Origin of the sequence: Pseudomonas sp. UBA6323 (genome assembly GCF_002439135.1) — a bacterium.
GTDB lineage: Bacteria > Pseudomonadota > Gammaproteobacteria > Pseudomonadales > Pseudomonadaceae > Aquipseudomonas.
This window is the reverse complement of sequence record NZ_DJSX01000075.1, coordinates 91200-106896: the sequence shown is the minus strand read 5'-3', so window position 1 is coordinate 106896 and position 15697 is coordinate 91200. Positions and strand designations below refer to the sequence as shown.

Annotated in this window: 13 protein-coding genes; 3 read left to right on the top strand and 10 right to left on the bottom strand. The window is 63.0% G+C overall.

Going from position 1 to position 15697, the window contains the following annotated elements; translation table 11 throughout:
• Positions 1-20 precede the first annotated feature (20 nt).
• Positions 21-1601 carry a glutamate--cysteine ligase gene (gene gshA / locus B3P22_RS18200; protein WP_296271948.1) on the top strand — a complete coding sequence of 527 codons (1581 nt, stop codon included), beginning with the start codon at positions 21-23 and terminating at the stop codon, positions 1599-1601.
• Positions 1602-1726: 125 nt separating this feature from the next.
• The gene (gene rmf, locus B3P22_RS18195) at positions 1727-1918 is read left to right on the top strand and encodes a ribosome modulation factor (protein WP_275545618.1); all 192 of its coding nucleotides are present in this window, start codon (positions 1727-1729) and stop codon (positions 1916-1918) included.
• 537 nt (positions 1919-2455) lie between these two features.
• Here the strand turns inward: rmf and argA are convergent.
• The 4 genes from argA to B3P22_RS18175 form a co-directional block, all read right to left on the bottom strand.
• A complete protein-coding gene (gene argA, locus B3P22_RS18190) occupies positions 2456-3754 on the bottom strand; it encodes an amino-acid N-acetyltransferase (RefSeq protein WP_296271947.1) in 1299 nt (432 codons plus the stop codon).
• 64 nt (positions 3755-3818) lie between these two features.
• Positions 3819-4985 (bottom strand): acetylornithine deacetylase, encoded by a 1167-nt coding sequence (gene argE, locus B3P22_RS18185; protein ID WP_296271946.1) that lies wholly within the window; start codon positions 4983-4985, stop codon positions 3819-3821.
• Positions 4986-5053: 68 nt separating this feature from the next.
• Positions 5054-6325, bottom strand: a complete 1272-nt coding sequence (locus B3P22_RS18180) for an inorganic phosphate transporter (RefSeq protein ID WP_275545621.1) — start codon at positions 6323-6325, stop codon at positions 5054-5056.
• Between the two features lie 38 nt (positions 6326-6363).
• Positions 6364-7041, bottom strand: coding sequence for a TIGR00153 family protein (locus tag B3P22_RS18175; RefSeq protein WP_197858109.1), 678 nt, complete (start codon positions 7039-7041; stop codon positions 6364-6366).
• A gap of 112 nt (positions 7042-7153) precedes the next feature.
• On the opposite strand from B3P22_RS18175, the gene B3P22_RS18170 reads away from it, so the two are divergent.
• On the top strand, positions 7154-8515 hold the full coding sequence (locus B3P22_RS18170) for an inorganic triphosphatase (protein ID WP_296271945.1): 1362 nt from the start codon (positions 7154-7156) through the stop codon (positions 8513-8515).
• A gap of 190 nt (positions 8516-8705) precedes the next feature.
• Here B3P22_RS18170 and B3P22_RS18165 read toward each other — a convergent pair whose 3' ends face one another.
• From B3P22_RS18165 to B3P22_RS18140, 6 genes are all read right to left on the bottom strand, one after another.
• Entirely contained in the window at positions 8706-9584 is an 879-nt protein-coding gene (locus tag B3P22_RS18165; protein WP_296271944.1) for an ABC transporter permease subunit, read from the bottom strand.
• Entirely contained in the window at positions 9581-10462 is an 882-nt protein-coding gene (locus tag B3P22_RS18160; RefSeq protein WP_197858123.1) for an ABC transporter permease subunit, read from the bottom strand. Before B3P22_RS18160 ends, B3P22_RS18165 begins: the two co-directional genes overlap by 4 nt.
• 23 nt (positions 10463-10485) lie before the next feature.
• On the bottom strand, positions 10486-11640 hold the full coding sequence (gene potA / locus B3P22_RS18155; RefSeq protein ID WP_197858112.1) for a polyamine ABC transporter ATP-binding protein: 1155 nt from the start codon (positions 11638-11640) through the stop codon (positions 10486-10488).
• Between the two features lie 51 nt (positions 11641-11691).
• On the bottom strand, positions 11692-12783 hold the full coding sequence (locus tag B3P22_RS18150) for a polyamine ABC transporter substrate-binding protein (RefSeq protein ID WP_296271943.1): 1092 nt from the start codon (positions 12781-12783) through the stop codon (positions 11692-11694).
• Positions 12784-13010: 227 nt separating this feature from the next.
• Positions 13011-14105, bottom strand: coding sequence for a polyamine ABC transporter substrate-binding protein (locus B3P22_RS18145; RefSeq protein ID WP_197858114.1), 1095 nt, complete (start codon positions 14103-14105; stop codon positions 13011-13013).
• Between the two features lie 150 nt (positions 14106-14255).
• Positions 14256-15629 (bottom strand): aspartate aminotransferase family protein, encoded by a 1374-nt coding sequence (locus B3P22_RS18140; protein ID WP_296271942.1) that lies wholly within the window; start codon positions 15627-15629, stop codon positions 14256-14258.
• Positions 15630-15697 lie beyond the last annotated feature (68 nt).

Here is a 15697-nt window from a genome sequence, read left to right as displayed (position 1 = left end):
GCCCAGTTAGGAATTGCATCTTGAGCGATCTTCTCTCCCGCCGCCTGGCCCAGCTCGGCGAGCCGGCCAATCTGTCCCTGCTGGGTGAATGTCTGCACGGTATCGAGCGCGAATGCCTGCGCGTCGACCGCGACGGCCAGCTGGCCCTGACCCCGCATCCGCAGGCGCTGGGCTCGGCGCTGACCCATGCGCAGATCACCACCGACTACTCCGAGTCGCTGCTGGAGTTCATCACCGGCACCGCCAACGATCCGGCCGCCACCCTCGCCGAACTGGAGAACATCCACCGCTTCGCCTACGACAAGCTCGATGGCGAACTGCTGTGGAGCCCATCGATGCCCTGCGCCCTGCCGGACGAAGAGACCATCCCCATCGCCCACTACGGCAGCTCCAACATCGGCCGCCTCAAGTACGTGTACCGCAAGGGTCTGGCACTGCGTTACGGCAAGACCATGCAGTGCATCGCCGGCATCCACTACAACTTCTCCCTGCCCGAGGAGCTGTGGCAATTGCAGCAGCGCAGCGAAGGCAGCGAGCAGAGCGCGCGCGACTACCAGTCGGCCCGCTATATCTCGCTGATCCGCAATTTCCGCCGCTACAGCTGGCTGCTGATGTACCTGTTCGGCGCCTCGCCGGCGCTGGACAAGGGCTTCATGCGCGGCCGCCCGCACCAGTTGCAGGAGCTGGACGCCAGCACCCTGTACCTGCCGTACGCCACCAGCCTGCGCATGAGCGACCTGGGCTACCAGAGCAACGCGCAGGCCGGCCTGACCCCCTGTTACAACGACCTGGCCAGCTACACCGACAGCCTGCGCCTGGCCGTCGGCACGCCCTATCCGGCTTATGTCGAGGCTGGCACCAAGCGCGGCGACGAGTGGCTGCAGCTCAACACCAACATCCTGCAGATCGAGAACGAGTACTACTCGAGCATCCGCCCGAAACGCGTAACCCATAGCGGCGAGCGGCCAATCCAGGCGCTGATGAGCCGCGGCGTACAGTACGTGGAAGTGCGCTGCCTGGACATCAACCCCTTCCTGCCGCTCGGCATCGACGTGGCGCAGGCGCGCTTCATCGACGCCTTCTTGCTGTTCTGCGCGCTGGAAGACAGCCCGCTGCTGGAAAACGGCGAATGCAACAGTTGCACCAGCAACTTCCTCAAGGTGGTCAAGGAAGGCCGTCGTCCCGGTCTGCATCTGCAAAATGGCAGCCAGCAGGTGGAGCTCAAAGTCTGGGCCGGCGAGCTGCTCGAACGCATCCTGCCGCTGGCCGAGCTGCTCGACCGCAGCCAGGACAGTGGCGCGCATGTCGAGGCCCTGGCGCAACAGCAGGCCAAGGTCGCGGATGTTGAGATGACGCCATCGGCGCAGGTGCTGGCGATTCTTCGTCAGGGCCAGAGCTTTACCGACTTCGCCCTGCAGCAGAGCCTGCGCCACGCCGAGTACTTCCGCGCACAGCCGCCGAGCGCCGAACAACAGCAGGCTTTCGAGAAGGCCGCTCACCAGTCGCTGGCCGAGCAGGCGGAGCTGGAAGCGCAGCCCAAGGGCGACTTCGACGCCTTCGTCGCGGCCTATCAGGCGAGCATTCTGGCTTTGGCCGTGTAAGACGACGAAGCGTCGACTGCGTCACAAAGCCAACCAGCGGAGCAAAACCCGGGATGGGCGGGCACTCCCGCGGCCGCCAGGCAAGCTAGCATTGCCGGGTAAAGGACGATAGACGAGCAGCGCCCATGGCCGAAGACGCCACGCCGCAATGGAGCCTGGAGAGCCTGACCAAGGCCTACCAGCAAGGCTATATGGCCGGTCTCACCGGCCAGGCCCGAACCCGCCAGCCCTACCCTGAGGAAATCCCTGCGGCAGCCTGGGAGGCCGGCTGGGACGATGGCTCCGAACAGCTGCGCCTGCAGCAGCGCAGCGCCTGAATCTCTGAACGCACCGCGGAAGGGGCTTCGGCCTCCTGCATCGCTCCAAGTGTAGGAGCGGCTTCAGCCGCGAAGCTCGCGGATAAATCCGCTCCTACAGTTCCGACCCGTCTCGCCCCGCCTACAACGCCTTCTCGCACACCCGGCATTGTGCTGGCAGAGATGTAGCCCGGATGAAATCCGGGGGTATTCTGGCTCGCTGTCCCGGATTGCATCCGGGCTACATGCTCGGCCTTGGCCTCCCGCATCGCTCCAAGTGTAGGAGCGGCTTCAGCCGCGAAGCTCGCGGATAAATCCGCTCCTACAGTTCCGGTCTGTTCTCGCCCCGCCTACAACGCCTTCTCACACACCTGGGATTGCGCTGGTGGAGATGTAGTCCGGATGAAATCCGGGGGTATTCTGGCTCGCTGTCCCGGATTGCATCCGGGCTACATGCTCGGCCTTGGCCTCCCGCATCGCTCCAAGTGTAGGAGCGGCTTCAGCCGCGAAGCTCGCGGATAAATCCGCTCCTACAGACCCGGCCTGCTCTCGCCCTGCCTACAACGCCTTCTCGAACACCTTGGAATTGCGCTGGTAGTTGTACAGCGATGCCCGCGCGGTAGGCATGCGCTCGACACTACTCGGCTCGAAGCCGCGCTCGCGGAACCAGTGGGCGGTGCGGGTGGTGAGCACGAACAGGGTCTTGATCCCCTGTGCCCGCGCCCTGGCCTCGATACGCTCGAGCAATTCGTCGCCGCGGCCGCCGTGGCGGTAATCGGGGTTGACCGCCAGGCAGGCCAGCTCGCCACAATCGGAATCGGCGATCGGATAGAGCGCCGCGCAGGCGATGATCAGCCCTTCTCGCTCGACGATGCTGAATTGCTCGATCTCGCGCTCCAGAACCTCGCGCGAACGCCGCACCAGAATGCCCTGCTCTTCCAGCGGGCTGATCAGCTCGATCAGGCCACCGACATCCTCGATGCTCGCCTCGCGCAGGGATTCGAACTGCTCCTGGGCCACCAGGGTGCCGTTACCGGTACGGGTAAACAGTTCGCTGAGCAGCGCGCCGTCGGTGGCGTAGCTGACGATATGGCTGCGTTTCACGCCGCCACGGCAGGCCTCGGCGGCGGCGTCGAGCAGTTCGCCCTGGTAGTTGCTGCCCAGGCGCGCCAGATGCGCCGGTACCTGTTGCGGACGTAGTTCGCGCACCAGTTTGCCATTGTCGTCGAGCAGGCCGTCCTCGGCGCCGAACAGCAGCAGCTTGTCCGCGCCCAGGTCGATGGCGGCGCGGGTGGCGACGTCCTCGCAGGCCAGGTTGAAGATTTCCCCGGTAGGCGAATAGCCCAGCGGCGACAGCAGCACGATGCTGCGTTCGTCGAGCTGGCGGTTGATGCCCTTGCGGTCGATGCGCCGCACTTCGCCGGTGTGGTGATAGTCGATGCCATCGAGCACGCCGATCGGCCGTGCGGTCACGAAGTTGCCACTGGTCAGGCGCAGGCGCGAGCCCTGCATGGGCGAAGCGGCCATATCCATCGACAGACGCGCCTCGATGGCGATGCGCAGCTGGCCGACGGCATCGATCACGCACTCCAGGGTCGGTGCATCGGTGATACGCAGGTCGCGATGATAGTGCGGGGTCAGGCCGCGGGCGGCAAGGCGTGCCTCGATCTGCGGGCGCGAGCCATGCACCAGCACCAGGCGCACGCCAAGGCTGTGCAGCAGTACCAGGTCGTGGACGATATTGGCGAAATTCGGATGAGCGACGCCCTCGCCCGGCAGCATGACCACGAAGGTGCGGTCGCGATGAGCATTGATGTAAGGCGAAGCGTGGCGTAACCAGGTGACGTAGTCGTGCATGAGCAATCCATTAACGTAGAGACTTAGGACGGCATGGCCGTCATGTTCGGTCAGAAGGTCGGTCTCATCGTCGCTGCACGTCTTCGCTCCGGCTCAGGCAATAGTGTTGGATCAGTTGGCGCAACAGCGCCACGGTAGGTTCGATGCGGGCCAGTTCCAGGTGTTCCCCTGGCTGGTGCGCGCAATCGATGTCGCCGGGGCCGAGCACCAGGGTCTCGCAGCCCAGCTGCTGAAGATAAGGCGCCTCGGTACCGAACGCCACCGCCTGCGCGCTGTGCCCGGTGAGGCGCTCGGCCAGACGCACCAGCTCGGCATCGGCGCGCTGTTCGAACGGCGGCACTTCCGGGAACAGCGGACCGTAGTCGATGCGCACCTGATGCTTGAGCGCCAGCGGCTGCAGCTTGCCGCGAATGGCCTCACGCAGCTGCTCCGCGTCCATGCCCGGCAACGGCCGCAGGTCGAACTCCAGCGCACACTGACCGCAGATGCGATTGGGATTGTCGCCGCCGTGGATGCAGCCGAGGTTCAGCGTCGGCTGCGGCACGCTGAACTGGGGGTTGTTGAACTCGCGTTGCCATTGCGCGCGCAGGCCGCGCAGCTCGCCCATCACGTCCTGCATGGCCTCCAGCGCACTGTGGCCGAGCGCGGGATCGGAGGAGTGGCCGCTGCGCCCGAGGATATCGATGCGCTCCATCATTATGCCCTTGTGCAGGCGGATCGGCTTGAGGCCGGTGGGCTCGCCAATCACGGCCGCACGGCCCAGCGGCCGCCCGGCATCGGCCAGGGCGCGGGCACCGGCCATGGAGCTTTCCTCGTCGCAGGTGGCGAGAATCAGCAAAGGTTGCTTGAAGGGCTGGTCGAGAAGCGGCCGCACGGCCTCGATGGCCAGGGCGAAGAAGCCCTTCATGTCGCAACTGCCGAGGCCCACCCAGCGGTCGCCCACTTCGCTCAGCTTGAGCGGGTCGGTCTGCCACAGGGCGGCGTCGAAGGGCACGGTATCACTGTGTCCGGCCAGCACCAGGCCGCCAGGGCCGGAGCCATAGCTGGCGAGCAGGTTGAACTTGCCGGGGGCAATCTGCTGGGTTTCGCAGGTGAAGCCCAGATCACCGAGCCAGGCGGCAAGCAGCTCGATGACCGGCGCGTTGGTCTGGTCCCAGTTGGGCTGGGTACAGCTCACCGAAGGCGCTGCGATCAGCGCGGCGAACTGCTCTCGGAAGAATGGCAGGGGCATCGGCGATCTCCTCGGACGGTGCCCCATCATAGGGGCATCGCCTTGTCGGTGAAACCGCCGGGATGGAATCAGACCCCGCCGAACAGCGCGCGCAGAATGAAGAAGAAGACGATCGACAGGATCGCGCCAGCTGGCAGGGTGATGATCCAGGACAGGAAGATCTTGCCGATCATGCCCAGGTTCAGCGCACCGATGCCGCGCGCCAGGCCGACACCGAGAATGGCGCCGACCAGGGTGTGGGTGGTGGATACCGGCAGGCCCAGGCCAGAGGCGCTGACCACGGTAGTGGCGGCAGCCAGTTCGGCGGCGAAGCCACGGCTGGGGGTCAGCTCGGTGATTTCCTTGCCGATGGTGGCGATGACCTTATAGCCGTAGGTGGCCAGACCGACCACGATGCCCAGCGCGCCCAGCAGCAGGATCCAGCCCGGTACCAGCGACTTCTGCCCAGCGGCAAGCTCGCCGCCACTCTGGATCACACCGACGATGGCGGCCAGCGGGCCGACCGCGTTGGCCACATCATTGGAGCCATGAGCGAAGGCCATGGAGCAGGCGGTGAAGATCATCAGGATGGCGAACACCTTCTCCACGCTGGAGAAGTGGAAAGCCTTGTCGGCTTCGGCATCGACGTGAATGCGGCTGAGCAGAGCGATACCAATCAGCATGACCAGCACACCGATGCCGATCGAGAGCAGGAAGCCCTCGGTGCTGGAGAGGTTCAGGCCGACATGCTTGAGGCCCTTGGTCATGGTCATCAGTGAAATCATGAAGCCGGTGATGAACATGTACAGCGGCACGTAGCGCTTGGCGTTCATGAACGGGTTGTCGGTATCGATGATCAGCTTCTGCACGCTGACGAACAGGCAGAAGGAGATGATCCCGGCCAGCATCGGCGTGACCACCCAGCTGGCGACGATGGGGCCGACACCGCCCCAGTGCACCGCGTCCATCGACACGCCGACCGCAGCGAAACCGATCACTGCGCCGACGATGGTGTGGGTGGTGGACACCGGCCAGCCACGCGTCGAGGCCACCAGAAGCCAGGTGCCGGCAGCCAGCAATGCCGACATCATGCCCAGCACCATCAGATTGGGGCTGATCAGATTGGCATCGACGATGCCGTTCTTGATGGTTTCGGTCACCTCGCCGCCGGCCAGATAGGCACCGGCGAATTCGAAGACCATGGCGATGATGATCGCCTGCTTGATGGTCAGTGCACGCGAGCCAACGGATGTACCCATAGCATTGGCTACATCGTTGGCTCCAACACCCCAGGCCATGAAAAAACCGAAAAGGCAGGCAAGAACGAGCAGAACCAGCCCGTAGTCCGCAATCAGAGACATAAATTAGTTTCCGTAGATCCCAGAAAGGACACTGGCGCTTAGCGCGCCAGCAGTTGTTCCAGTCGGTTGCCCACTCGTTGGGCACGGTCGGCGACATCGCCGATCCAGTCGATGATCTGATAGAGGAACATCACATCGACCGGGGGAAGATCCTTCTCCAGCTTGAACAGGTGGCGACGGACCTCGATCTGCAGGCGATCGGTATCGTTCTCGATCGAACCGAGTTCCTCGATGAGGGTTTCCACCAGCTCGGCCTCACGACCGGCGAAACCGGTCTCGAGCAGCTCGTCCAGCTCGTTCATCGCCTTCAGCGCCTGGGCGCTGGCGTCCACACTACGCTGTACGTAGGTCCGCATCAGCGGCTGCAGCGGCTGCGGAATGGCCATCTGCCGGCCGAGCATCAGGCCGGCGATGTCCTTGGCACGGTTGGCGACTTTGTCCTGTACACTGAGCAGTTCCAGCAGGTCCGAACGCGGCACCGGCAGGAACAGGCTCTTGGGCAGGTGCAGGCGCACGCTTTTCTTCAGCTTGTCAGCCTCGTGCTCCAGCCGGGACATCTCCTGTTGTACCTGTTCCACCTTGGCCCAATCCTCGGCCATTACGGCCTCGAAGAAAGGCATCAGGTTCGCCGCGCACTCGTGGGCCTTGGCGATATGCTGTTGCATGGGGCCGATGGGTGAACGGCCGAACAGGCTGACAAAGGGATTGATAGGCATAGGGTAAGCCCCCGTTTTGAGAAGGCCGCAAGTAAAGGGACCGGTTTCGTCATTCGCCAGCACGCGTCATCGGTCTGTCACATTTTCATAAAAGGCGTTCTAGCTCTCCATCATGGCCAAAGAAACCGAAATCAAACTGCGCGTCAGCCGCGCCACCCTGGCAGCCCTGCGCGAGCATCCGCTGCTGAAGAAGCGCAACAAGAGCGGCTGGCAGCGCGGCGAGCTGTTCAATCAGTACTACGACACCGCAGACCGCGAACTGGCCAATGCCAAGGTCGCCCTGCGTCTGCGCCGTGACGGCGAGCAGTTCATCCAGACGCTGAAAAGCCGCGGCCAGAGCGTCGCCGGCCTGTCCGAGCGCAACGAATGGGACTGGCACCTGAGCAAGGCCAAGCTGGACCTGAAAAAGCTCGACGACAGCTGCTGGCCGGCCAGCCTGGCCGATCTGGACAAGAAAACCCTGCAACCGCTGTTCACCACCGATTTCGTCCGCGAGAAGGCCGAGATCGCCTGGGGTCGCGGCAAGGCCAAGGTGGTCATCGAGGCCGCGCTGGATCTGGGCAAGGTCGTTGCCGGCGAGGGTGAAGAAGAGATTTGCGAACTGGAGCTGGAACTGCGCCAGGGCGAACCCGCCGCGCTGCTGGAGCTGGCCTGCGAGCTGGCGGCGGATCTGCCGCTGATGCCCTGCGACATCAGCAAGGCCGAGCGCGGCTATCGGCTGTTCGATGCCGGCAGCTACAGCCTGAGCCTGCCCGCTCCCGCCCTGAATGGCGAAATGAGCCTGGACGACGCCTTCGCCGCGCTCGCCTGGCATCTGCTCGGCGCCAGCCAGCGCCTGGCCGAGCAATATCGCTGGAACGGTCACTGGAGCCTGCTGCAGCAATGGCTGGAGCAACTGATCGACCTGCGCGCCCTGCTCGCCAGCCTCGGCCAGGCCGCGCCACGCGCCAGCTCGCGTGAGCTGCGCGAAGCGCTCGATGCGCTGCTCGACGACTGGCGTCCGCGCCTGGCGGCTGGCCAGGACGACGACAGCATGCGGCGCAACGCACCGGCGCTGTTCGCCGCCGAACTGGATGGCTGCCGCTGGGGCCTGCTGTCGCTGAAGCTGTCGCACTGGCTGCTGCTACGTAGCTGGACCACCGAGCGCAACAACCGTGGCACCCGCCAGGGCAACGCCGCGCTGGGCAACTGGCTGCCGACTTTGCTGGGCGAAGAAGGCACTGCCCTGCAACTGCGCCGCTACCAGCAGCAGCCGGAAGACCTGGCTGAACAGATGCCGCGCCTGGAGCGCCTGCTGGTCTGGCTGCGCCTGGCCCGCGGCGTGCTGGAGGTGCCCGAGGTCGACCGCCTGTATGGCGAGCTGAACAAGCTGTATGACCTGGCGCAGCAGAAACTGGACGACGAGCAGCGTCAGTTGCGCGCGACCCAGGCGCAGATCGTGAGCAGCCTCAAGGCGTGGAAGGCGCTGGTGTAGGGGGCGACTGTACGCTGGATGCAGCAACAGCATCGCGGACAAGTCCGCTCCCACAAAGAGCTCTGTGGGCCTCCGATCTGTGGGAGCGGACTTGTCCGCGAAGCCCCTAAGGGATGGCAGACACCGTCCTACCCAGCGCAACAAAATAAAAACGGGCCCCTCGGGGCCCGTTCTGGTTTCAGCGTGCGGCTCAGTGATTGCTGCTTTGGCCGCTGGCTGGCTGCCAGGACGGATTGGTGATCTCGTCCATGGCCTGCTGCATGGCCTTCTTGCGTTTTTCCTCGGCACGATGGGCGAAGAACCAGGCCAGGAAGGTGGCGAACGACACCGCCAGCAGGATCAGGCTGGCCACCGCATTGATCTCCGGCTTAACCCCCAGGCGCACGGCAGAGAAGATCTCCATCGGCAGCGTGGTCGAGCCCGGGCCAGATACGAAGCTGGCCAGTACCAGGTCGTCCAGCGACAGGGCGAAGGACATCATGGCGCCCGCTGCCAGTGACGGTGCGATCATCGGCACGGTGATCAGGAAGAACACCTTCCAGGGGCGTGCGCCCAGATCCATGGCCGCCTCTTCGATGGACATGTCCAGCTCACGCAGACGCGACGACACCACCACCGCCACGTAGGCCGAGCAGAAGGTGGTGTGGGCGATCCAGATGGTAGCCATGCCGCGCTGCATCGGCCAGCCGATCAGCTGCGCCATCAGCACGAATAGCAGCAGCAGGGACAGGCCGGTGATCACTTCCGGCATCACCAGCGGCGCGGTGACCAGACCACCGAACAGCGTGCGCCCCTTGAAGTGGGTGATGCGGGTCAGCACGAAGGCCGCCAGGGTGCCCAGCGCCACCGCCGCAATGGCGGTGTAGCAGGCGATTTCCAGCGAACGCATCACCGCGCTCATCAACTGAGAGTTATCCAGCAGGCCGACGTACCACTTCACCGACCAGCCGCCCCAGACCGTTACCAGCCGCGAGGCATTGAACGAGTATATGACCAGGATGACCATGGGCAGGTAGATGAAGACCAGGCCGATCCAGAGCATGATGCTGGAGAAACTGAAACGCTTCATGGCCGCCCCTCCAGCTCTTTCGCCTGGTTACGGTTGAAGAGAATGATCGGCACGATCAGGATCGCCAGCATCACCACTGCCAGCGCGGACGCCACCGGCCAGTCGCGGTTGTTGAAGAACTCCTGCCACAGCACCTTGCCGATCATCAGGGTCTCTGGACCGCCAAGCAGCTCAGGGATGACGAACTCACCGACCACCGGGATGAACACCAGCATCGAGCCGGCGATGATGCCGTTCTTCGACAGCGGTACGGTGATCTTCCAGAAGTTGTTGAAGTTGCTCGAACCCAGGTCGGAGGCGGCCTCCAGCAGGCTGAGGTCGTGCTTCACCAGGTTGGCGTAGAGCGGCAGGATCATGAACGGCAGGTACGAATAGACCACGCCGATGTAGACCGCAGTGTTGGTGTTGAGAATCTGCAGCGGCGAGTCGATCAGGCCGATACCCATCAGCAAGCTGTTGAGCAGGCCGTTATTGCCGAGGATACCCATCCAGGCGTAGACGCGAATCAGGATTGCGGTCCAGGTCGGCATCATGATCAGCAGCAGCAGCACGGTCTGCTGGGACTTCGGTGCCCTGGCGATGGCGTAGGCCATCGGGTAGCCGATCAACAGGCACAGCAGGGTGCTGAAGAAAGCCACCTTCAACGAACCGAGGTAAGCCGACAGGTATAGAGCGTCTTCGGTGAGGAAGATGTAATTGCCGAAGTTCAGCAGCAACGTCAGCTTGTTGTCCGCCCACTCGTAGATCTCCGTGTACGGCGGGATCGCCACGTCCGCCTCGGCGAAGCTGATCTTCAGCACGATGATGAACGGCAGCAGGAAGAACATGAACAGCCAGAGGAACGGAATGCCGATCACGGCATGCCGCCCACTGGGCAGATACCGCGCCAGTTTGCTCATTTTCATGATTGCAGTACCACGCCGCTGTCGTCTTCCCAGTACACCACCACCGGGTCGTCCCAGGTCGGACGCTTGCCGCGGCGCTCGGCGTTGGCGATGAAGCACTGCACGACCTGCCCGGAGGTGAGCTTGACGTAGTAGACCGAATGACCGCCGAGGTAGGCGATGTCATGCACGTGGCCATGGCTCCAGTTGTATTGCGGGTGCTCGTGATCGTCCGGCAGCGCGGTGGCCATCAGCAACTTCTCGGGGCGCAGTGCGTAGCTGACTTTCTTGTCCTCGGCGCGGGTGCTGACGCCGTGACCGATGTAGATCGGCTTGTCCAGTTGCGGGCAGTCGATGATCGCGTGGTCGACTTCGTCGGTCGTGATCTGCCCGTCGAAGAGGTTGACGTTGCCAATGAATTCGCACACCAGGCGGCTGGTCGGCGTCTCGTAGATGTCCACCGGGCTGCCGGTCTGGGCGATCCAGCCCAGGTGCATGATGGCGATGCGCTGGGCCATGGTCATGGCCTCTTCCTGGTCGTGGGTCACCATCACGCAGGTCACGCCGACGCGCTCGATGATTTCCACCAGTTCCAGCTGCATCTGCGAACGCAGTTTCTTGTCCAGCGCGCCCATCGGCTCGTCGAGCAGCAGCAGCTTGGGACGCTTGGCCAGGGAGCGGGCCAGGGCCACGCGCTGACGCTGACCACCGGAGAGCTGGTGCGGCTTGCGCTTGGCATACTGGGTCATGTGCACCAGTTTGAGCATCTCGGCCACGCGCTCGTCGATCTCGGCCTTGGGCAGCTTGTCCTGCTGCAGACCGAAGGCAATGTTCTGCGCCACGGTCATGTGCGGGAACAGCGCGTAGGACTGGAACATCATGTTGATCGGCCGCTGGTACGGCGGCATGTCAGTGATGTCGACGCCATCGAGGATGATGCGCCCTTCGGTCGGCCGCTCGAAACCGGCGAGCATGCGCAGCAGCGTGGATTTACCGGAGCCCGAGCCACCGAGCAGGGCGAAGATTTCGCCCTTGTTGATGGTAAGCGATACATCGTCGACTGCTACGGTTTCGTCGAACTTCTTCGTCACCCGATCGATCTTGACCAGCACCTCTTTCGGTTTCTGGTCCCCTTCGAGGGCTTTTTTATAGGCGCTGGAGGCAACAGCCATTCGGAAACTCCCGGAAGATAGCGCCCGGCCATGCCGGCCGGGCTGAAACGGTTACTGACCCGACTTGATCTTGGTCCAGCTGCGGGTCATCAGACGCTGCGCCTTGGGCGGCAGTTCGGCCATCACGTACAACTTGTCCAGCACGGTCTGTGGTGGATACACCGACTCGTCCTGACGAATCTCCTGGTCCATGATCTCCCCCGCGTTGATATTGGGGTTGGCATAGCCGACATAGTCGCTGACGCCGGCGATCACCTTGGGATCGAGGAGGTAGTTGATGAAGGCATGGGCTTGCTCGAGGTTGCGGGCATCCTTGGGGATGGCCAGCATGTCGAACCACAGGTTGGCGCCTTCCTTGGGAATCGCATAGGCGATTTCGATGCCCTTTCCGGCCTCTTCGGCGCGGTCGGCCGCCTGCAGAACGTCCCCCGAATAGCCGAACGCCACGCAGATGTTGCCGTTGGCCAGATCGGAGATGTATTTCGAAGAGTGGAAGTAGCTCACGTAGGGACGCACTTCCATCAACTTGGCTTCGGCCTTGGCGTAGTCATCGGCACTCTGGCTGTTCGGATCCAGGCCAAGGTAGTTGAGCACCGAGGGAATCATCTCGTCGGCCGAATCCATGAAGGACACGCCACAGCTGGCGAGCTTCTTCATGTTCTCCGGCTCGAACAATACGGCCCAGGAGTCGATCTTTTCGACACCCAGCGCCGCCTTGACCTTCTCGACGTTGTAACCGATGCCGTTGGTGCCCCACAGATAGGGCACGGCGTACTGGTTGCCCGGATCGTTGGCTTCGAGCTGCTTGAGCAGCGCCGGATCGAGGTTGCTCCAGTTCGGCAGCTTGGTACGGTCCAGCGGCTGGAACGCGCCGGCCTTGATCTGCTTGCCGAGGAAATGATTGGACGGCACCACCACGTCATAACCGGTACGACCGGCGAGCAGCTTGCCTTCCAGCGTTTCATTGGAGTCGAAGACGTCGTAGACCGGCTTGATGCCAGTGGCCAGTTCGAACTCGGCCAGCGTCTCTTCGCCGATGTAGTCGCTCCAGTTGTAGATATGCACCGTCTGCTGGGCCAGAGCGGCTCCACTCAGGCTAGCGGCTGCCAGGGCGATCAGAGTCTTGGGCAGGGTTACTCGCACAGTTTCATCCTCGCTTTGGTGCGCCGCTAAAAAAGCGCGGCACTTTATAGGAAAACGCGTCAGGAATCAGCGACCGCCGAACTCAGATCAGGCCGCACCGCCACTTCCCAAGGCTCTCAGCCCAAACAGGCGCAAAACGATGGCCATCCCGGCCCTTTTATCGTGATCCTTTTAAGTGTTGCTGCGTGACCTGGCAGGCGTGCCCGCCAGGTCATGTACTGCTTCGATCAGCGACCGGATTTGATCTTGGTCCAGCTGCGGGTCATCGCACGTTGTGCCGGGGCCGGCAGGTCAGGGAAGGCGTACAGCTTGGCCATCACTTCCTCGCTCGGGTAGATGCCCGGGTCCTTGCGGATCGCCTCGTCGACCAATTCGGTGGCCTTGGCGTTGCCGTTGGGGAACTGCACTTCGTTGGTGATCTGCGCCATCACTTCCGGCTTGAGCAGGTAGTTCAGGAAGGTGTAGGCCGCATCGACGTTCTCGGCATCCGCCGGAATGGCCAGCATGTCGAAGAAGGTGCCGGCACCTTCCTTCGGAATGTTGTAGGCCACCTCGACCTTGCCGCCGGCTTCTTCGGCACGGGACTTGGCCTGGTAGATATCGCCGGAATAACCCACGGCCACGCAGAGGTTGCCGTTGGCCAGGTCGGAGATGTACTTGGAGGAGTGGAAGTAGGTCACCGAAGGACGGATCTTCATGAACAGATCCTCGGCTTCCTTGAGCTGCTTGGAGTCGGTGCTGGTCGGCTCATGGCCGAGGTACTGCAGAGCGATCGGCAGGATCTCGGTGGGCGAGTCGAGGAAGGACACACCGCAGGACTTCAGCTTCTCGATGTTTTCCGGCTTGAACAGCAGGTCCCAGGAGTCCACCGGGGCGTTTTCACCCAGCACTGCCTTGACCTTCTCCGGGTTGAAGCCGATGCCGATCGAACCCCACATGTAGGGGAAGGCGTACTGGTTGCCCGGGTCGCTGACTTCGACGGTCTTGAGCAGGTTCTTGTCCAGGTTGTCCCAGGTCAGCTTGGACTTGTCCAGCGGCTGGTAGACCTTGGCCTTGATGTGCTTGGCCAGGAAGTTGTTCGAGGGCACGACGATGTCGTAACCGGACTTGCCCGCGAAGAGCTTGGCTTCCAGCGTCTCGTTGCTGTCGAAGACGTCGTAGACCACCTTGATGCCGCTTTCCTTCTCGAAGTTGGCAATGGTGTCTTCGGCGATGTAATCGCTCCAGTTGTAGACATGCAGTACCTTGCTATCGGCCTGCGCAGCGCCAGCCACGGCTGCGGTCAGGGACAACGCAAGAAGAGTCTTGCCGAAAATTTTCATGCGAACAGCTCCTGTTGTTGTGTCGTTTTGCGATCGAGCGCAAGTACTTCCGGTCTGGCCGGCCCGCGCACTCTGGCGCAGTCTGGCAAGGTCATCGCGGTGATACAACTTTCCCGTGGTACCGACTGCACGCTGTGTATTCACAGCGACTCAGCTCGCCACCTGTTCCAGCGTCAGGTCCAGACACTTGCGTGCCTTTTCCACCAGTTCGTCGATCTCGGCAAAGCTGATCACCAGCGGCGGCGCGATGATCATGGTGTCGCCCACGGCGCGCATGATCAGACCGTTGTCGAAGCAGTGGCCGCGGCAGATCATGCCCACCGCCTGCTCCTCCGGGTAACGTTGGCGCGTCGCCTTGTCCTGCACCAGTTCGATGGCGCCGAGCATGCCGACGCCGCGCACTTCGCCCACCAGCGGATGATCCGCCAGTTCACGCAGACGACGCTGCAAATACGGTGCCGTTTCCTCTTTCACCCGCTCGACGATGCCTTCTTCCTTGAGGATGCGCAGGTTCTCCAAGCCCACCGCCGCCGCTACCGGGTGACCGGAAGAGGTGAAGCCATGGTTGAAGTCGCCATGCGCCTCGATCACCTCGAAGACCTTGTCGCTGACGATCAGCCCGCCCATCGGCACGTAGCCGCTGGTGAGGCCCTTGGCGATGGTCATCAGGTCGGGCTTCAGGCCGTAGTACTGGCTGCCGAACCATTCGCCGGTCCGGCCGAAACCGCAAATAACTTCATCGGCGACGAACAGAATGTCGTACTTGGCGAGGATTGCCTTGATCCGCGGCCAGTAGGTTTCTGGCGGGATAATCACGCCACCGGCGCCCTGGATCGGCTCGGCGATAAAGGCGGCGACGTTTTCTTCGCCCAGTTCGAGAATCTTCTTCTCCAGCTGGTCGGCAGCCCAGATACCGAACTCCTCCGGCGACTGCTCGCCGCCCTCGCCGAACCAGTACGGCTGCGGGATATGGGCGATGCCCGGAATCGGCAGATCGCCCTGCTCGTGCATGAACTTCATGCCGCCGAGGCTGGCGCCGGCCACGGTGGAGCCGTGATAGCCGTTGTCGCGGCCAATGACGATTTTCTTGTTTGGCTGACCTTTGCACGCCCAGTAGTGGCGTACCAGACGCAGCATGGTGTCGTTGCCTTCCGAGCCGGAGCCGGTGAAGAACACGTGGTTCATGCCGGCCGGCGCCAGCTGGGAGATGGCGTGGGCCAGCTCCAGCACCGGCGGGTGCGCGGTCTGGAAGAAGGTGTTGTAGAACGGCAACTGGCGCATCTGCGTAGCGGCAGCCTCGACCAGTTCCTCACGACCATAGCCAACGGCCACGCACCACAGGCCGGCCATGCCATCGAGGATCTTGTTGCCCTCGCTGTCCCACAGGTGCACACCCTTGGCCTCGGTGATGATGCGCGGGCCCTTTTCGGCCAACTGCTTGTAGTCACTGAACGGCGCCAGGTGGTGAGCCTGGCTCAGGGCCTGCCATTGCGCTGTCTTGGGATTGCTCGCTTGCTTGTTCATTACCAACACCTTGCTAACACGCAGCGCCGTCGGCGCTAGGCAGGATTCGTGGCAGCGGCCGCGCCAGG

Excerpts from the sequence above, each read along its gene's own strand:
- argA (WP_296271947.1), bottom strand. The coding sequence starts at position 3,754 with ATGCACGACTACGTCACCTGGTTACGCCACGCTTCGCCTTACATCAAT.
- potA (WP_197858112.1), bottom strand. The coding sequence starts at position 11,640 with ATGGCTGTTGCCTCCAGCGCCTATAAAAAAGCCCTCGAAGGGGACCAG.
- B3P22_RS18165 (WP_296271944.1), bottom strand. The coding sequence starts at position 9,584 with ATGAAGCGTTTCAGTTTCTCCAGCATCATGCTCTGGATCGGCCTGGTC.
- B3P22_RS18140 (WP_296271942.1), bottom strand. The coding sequence starts at position 15,629 with ATGAACAAGCAAGCGAGCAATCCCAAGACAGCGCAATGGCAGGCCCTG.
- B3P22_RS18175 (WP_197858109.1), bottom strand. The coding sequence starts at position 7,041 with ATGCCTATCAATCCCTTTGTCAGCCTGTTCGGCCGTTCACCCATCGGC.
- rmf (WP_275545618.1), top strand. The coding sequence starts at position 1,727 with ATGGCCGAAGACGCCACGCCGCAATGGAGCCTGGAGAGCCTGACCAAG.
- B3P22_RS18170 (WP_296271945.1), top strand. The coding sequence starts at position 7,154 with ATGGCCAAAGAAACCGAAATCAAACTGCGCGTCAGCCGCGCCACCCTG.
- B3P22_RS18145 (WP_197858114.1), bottom strand. The coding sequence starts at position 14,105 with ATGAAAATTTTCGGCAAGACTCTTCTTGCGTTGTCCCTGACCGCAGCC.
- argE (WP_296271946.1), bottom strand. The coding sequence starts at position 4,985 with ATGCCCCTGCCATTCTTCCGAGAGCAGTTCGCCGCGCTGATCGCAGCG.
- B3P22_RS18180 (WP_275545621.1), bottom strand. The coding sequence starts at position 6,325 with ATGTCTCTGATTGCGGACTACGGGCTGGTTCTGCTCGTTCTTGCCTGC.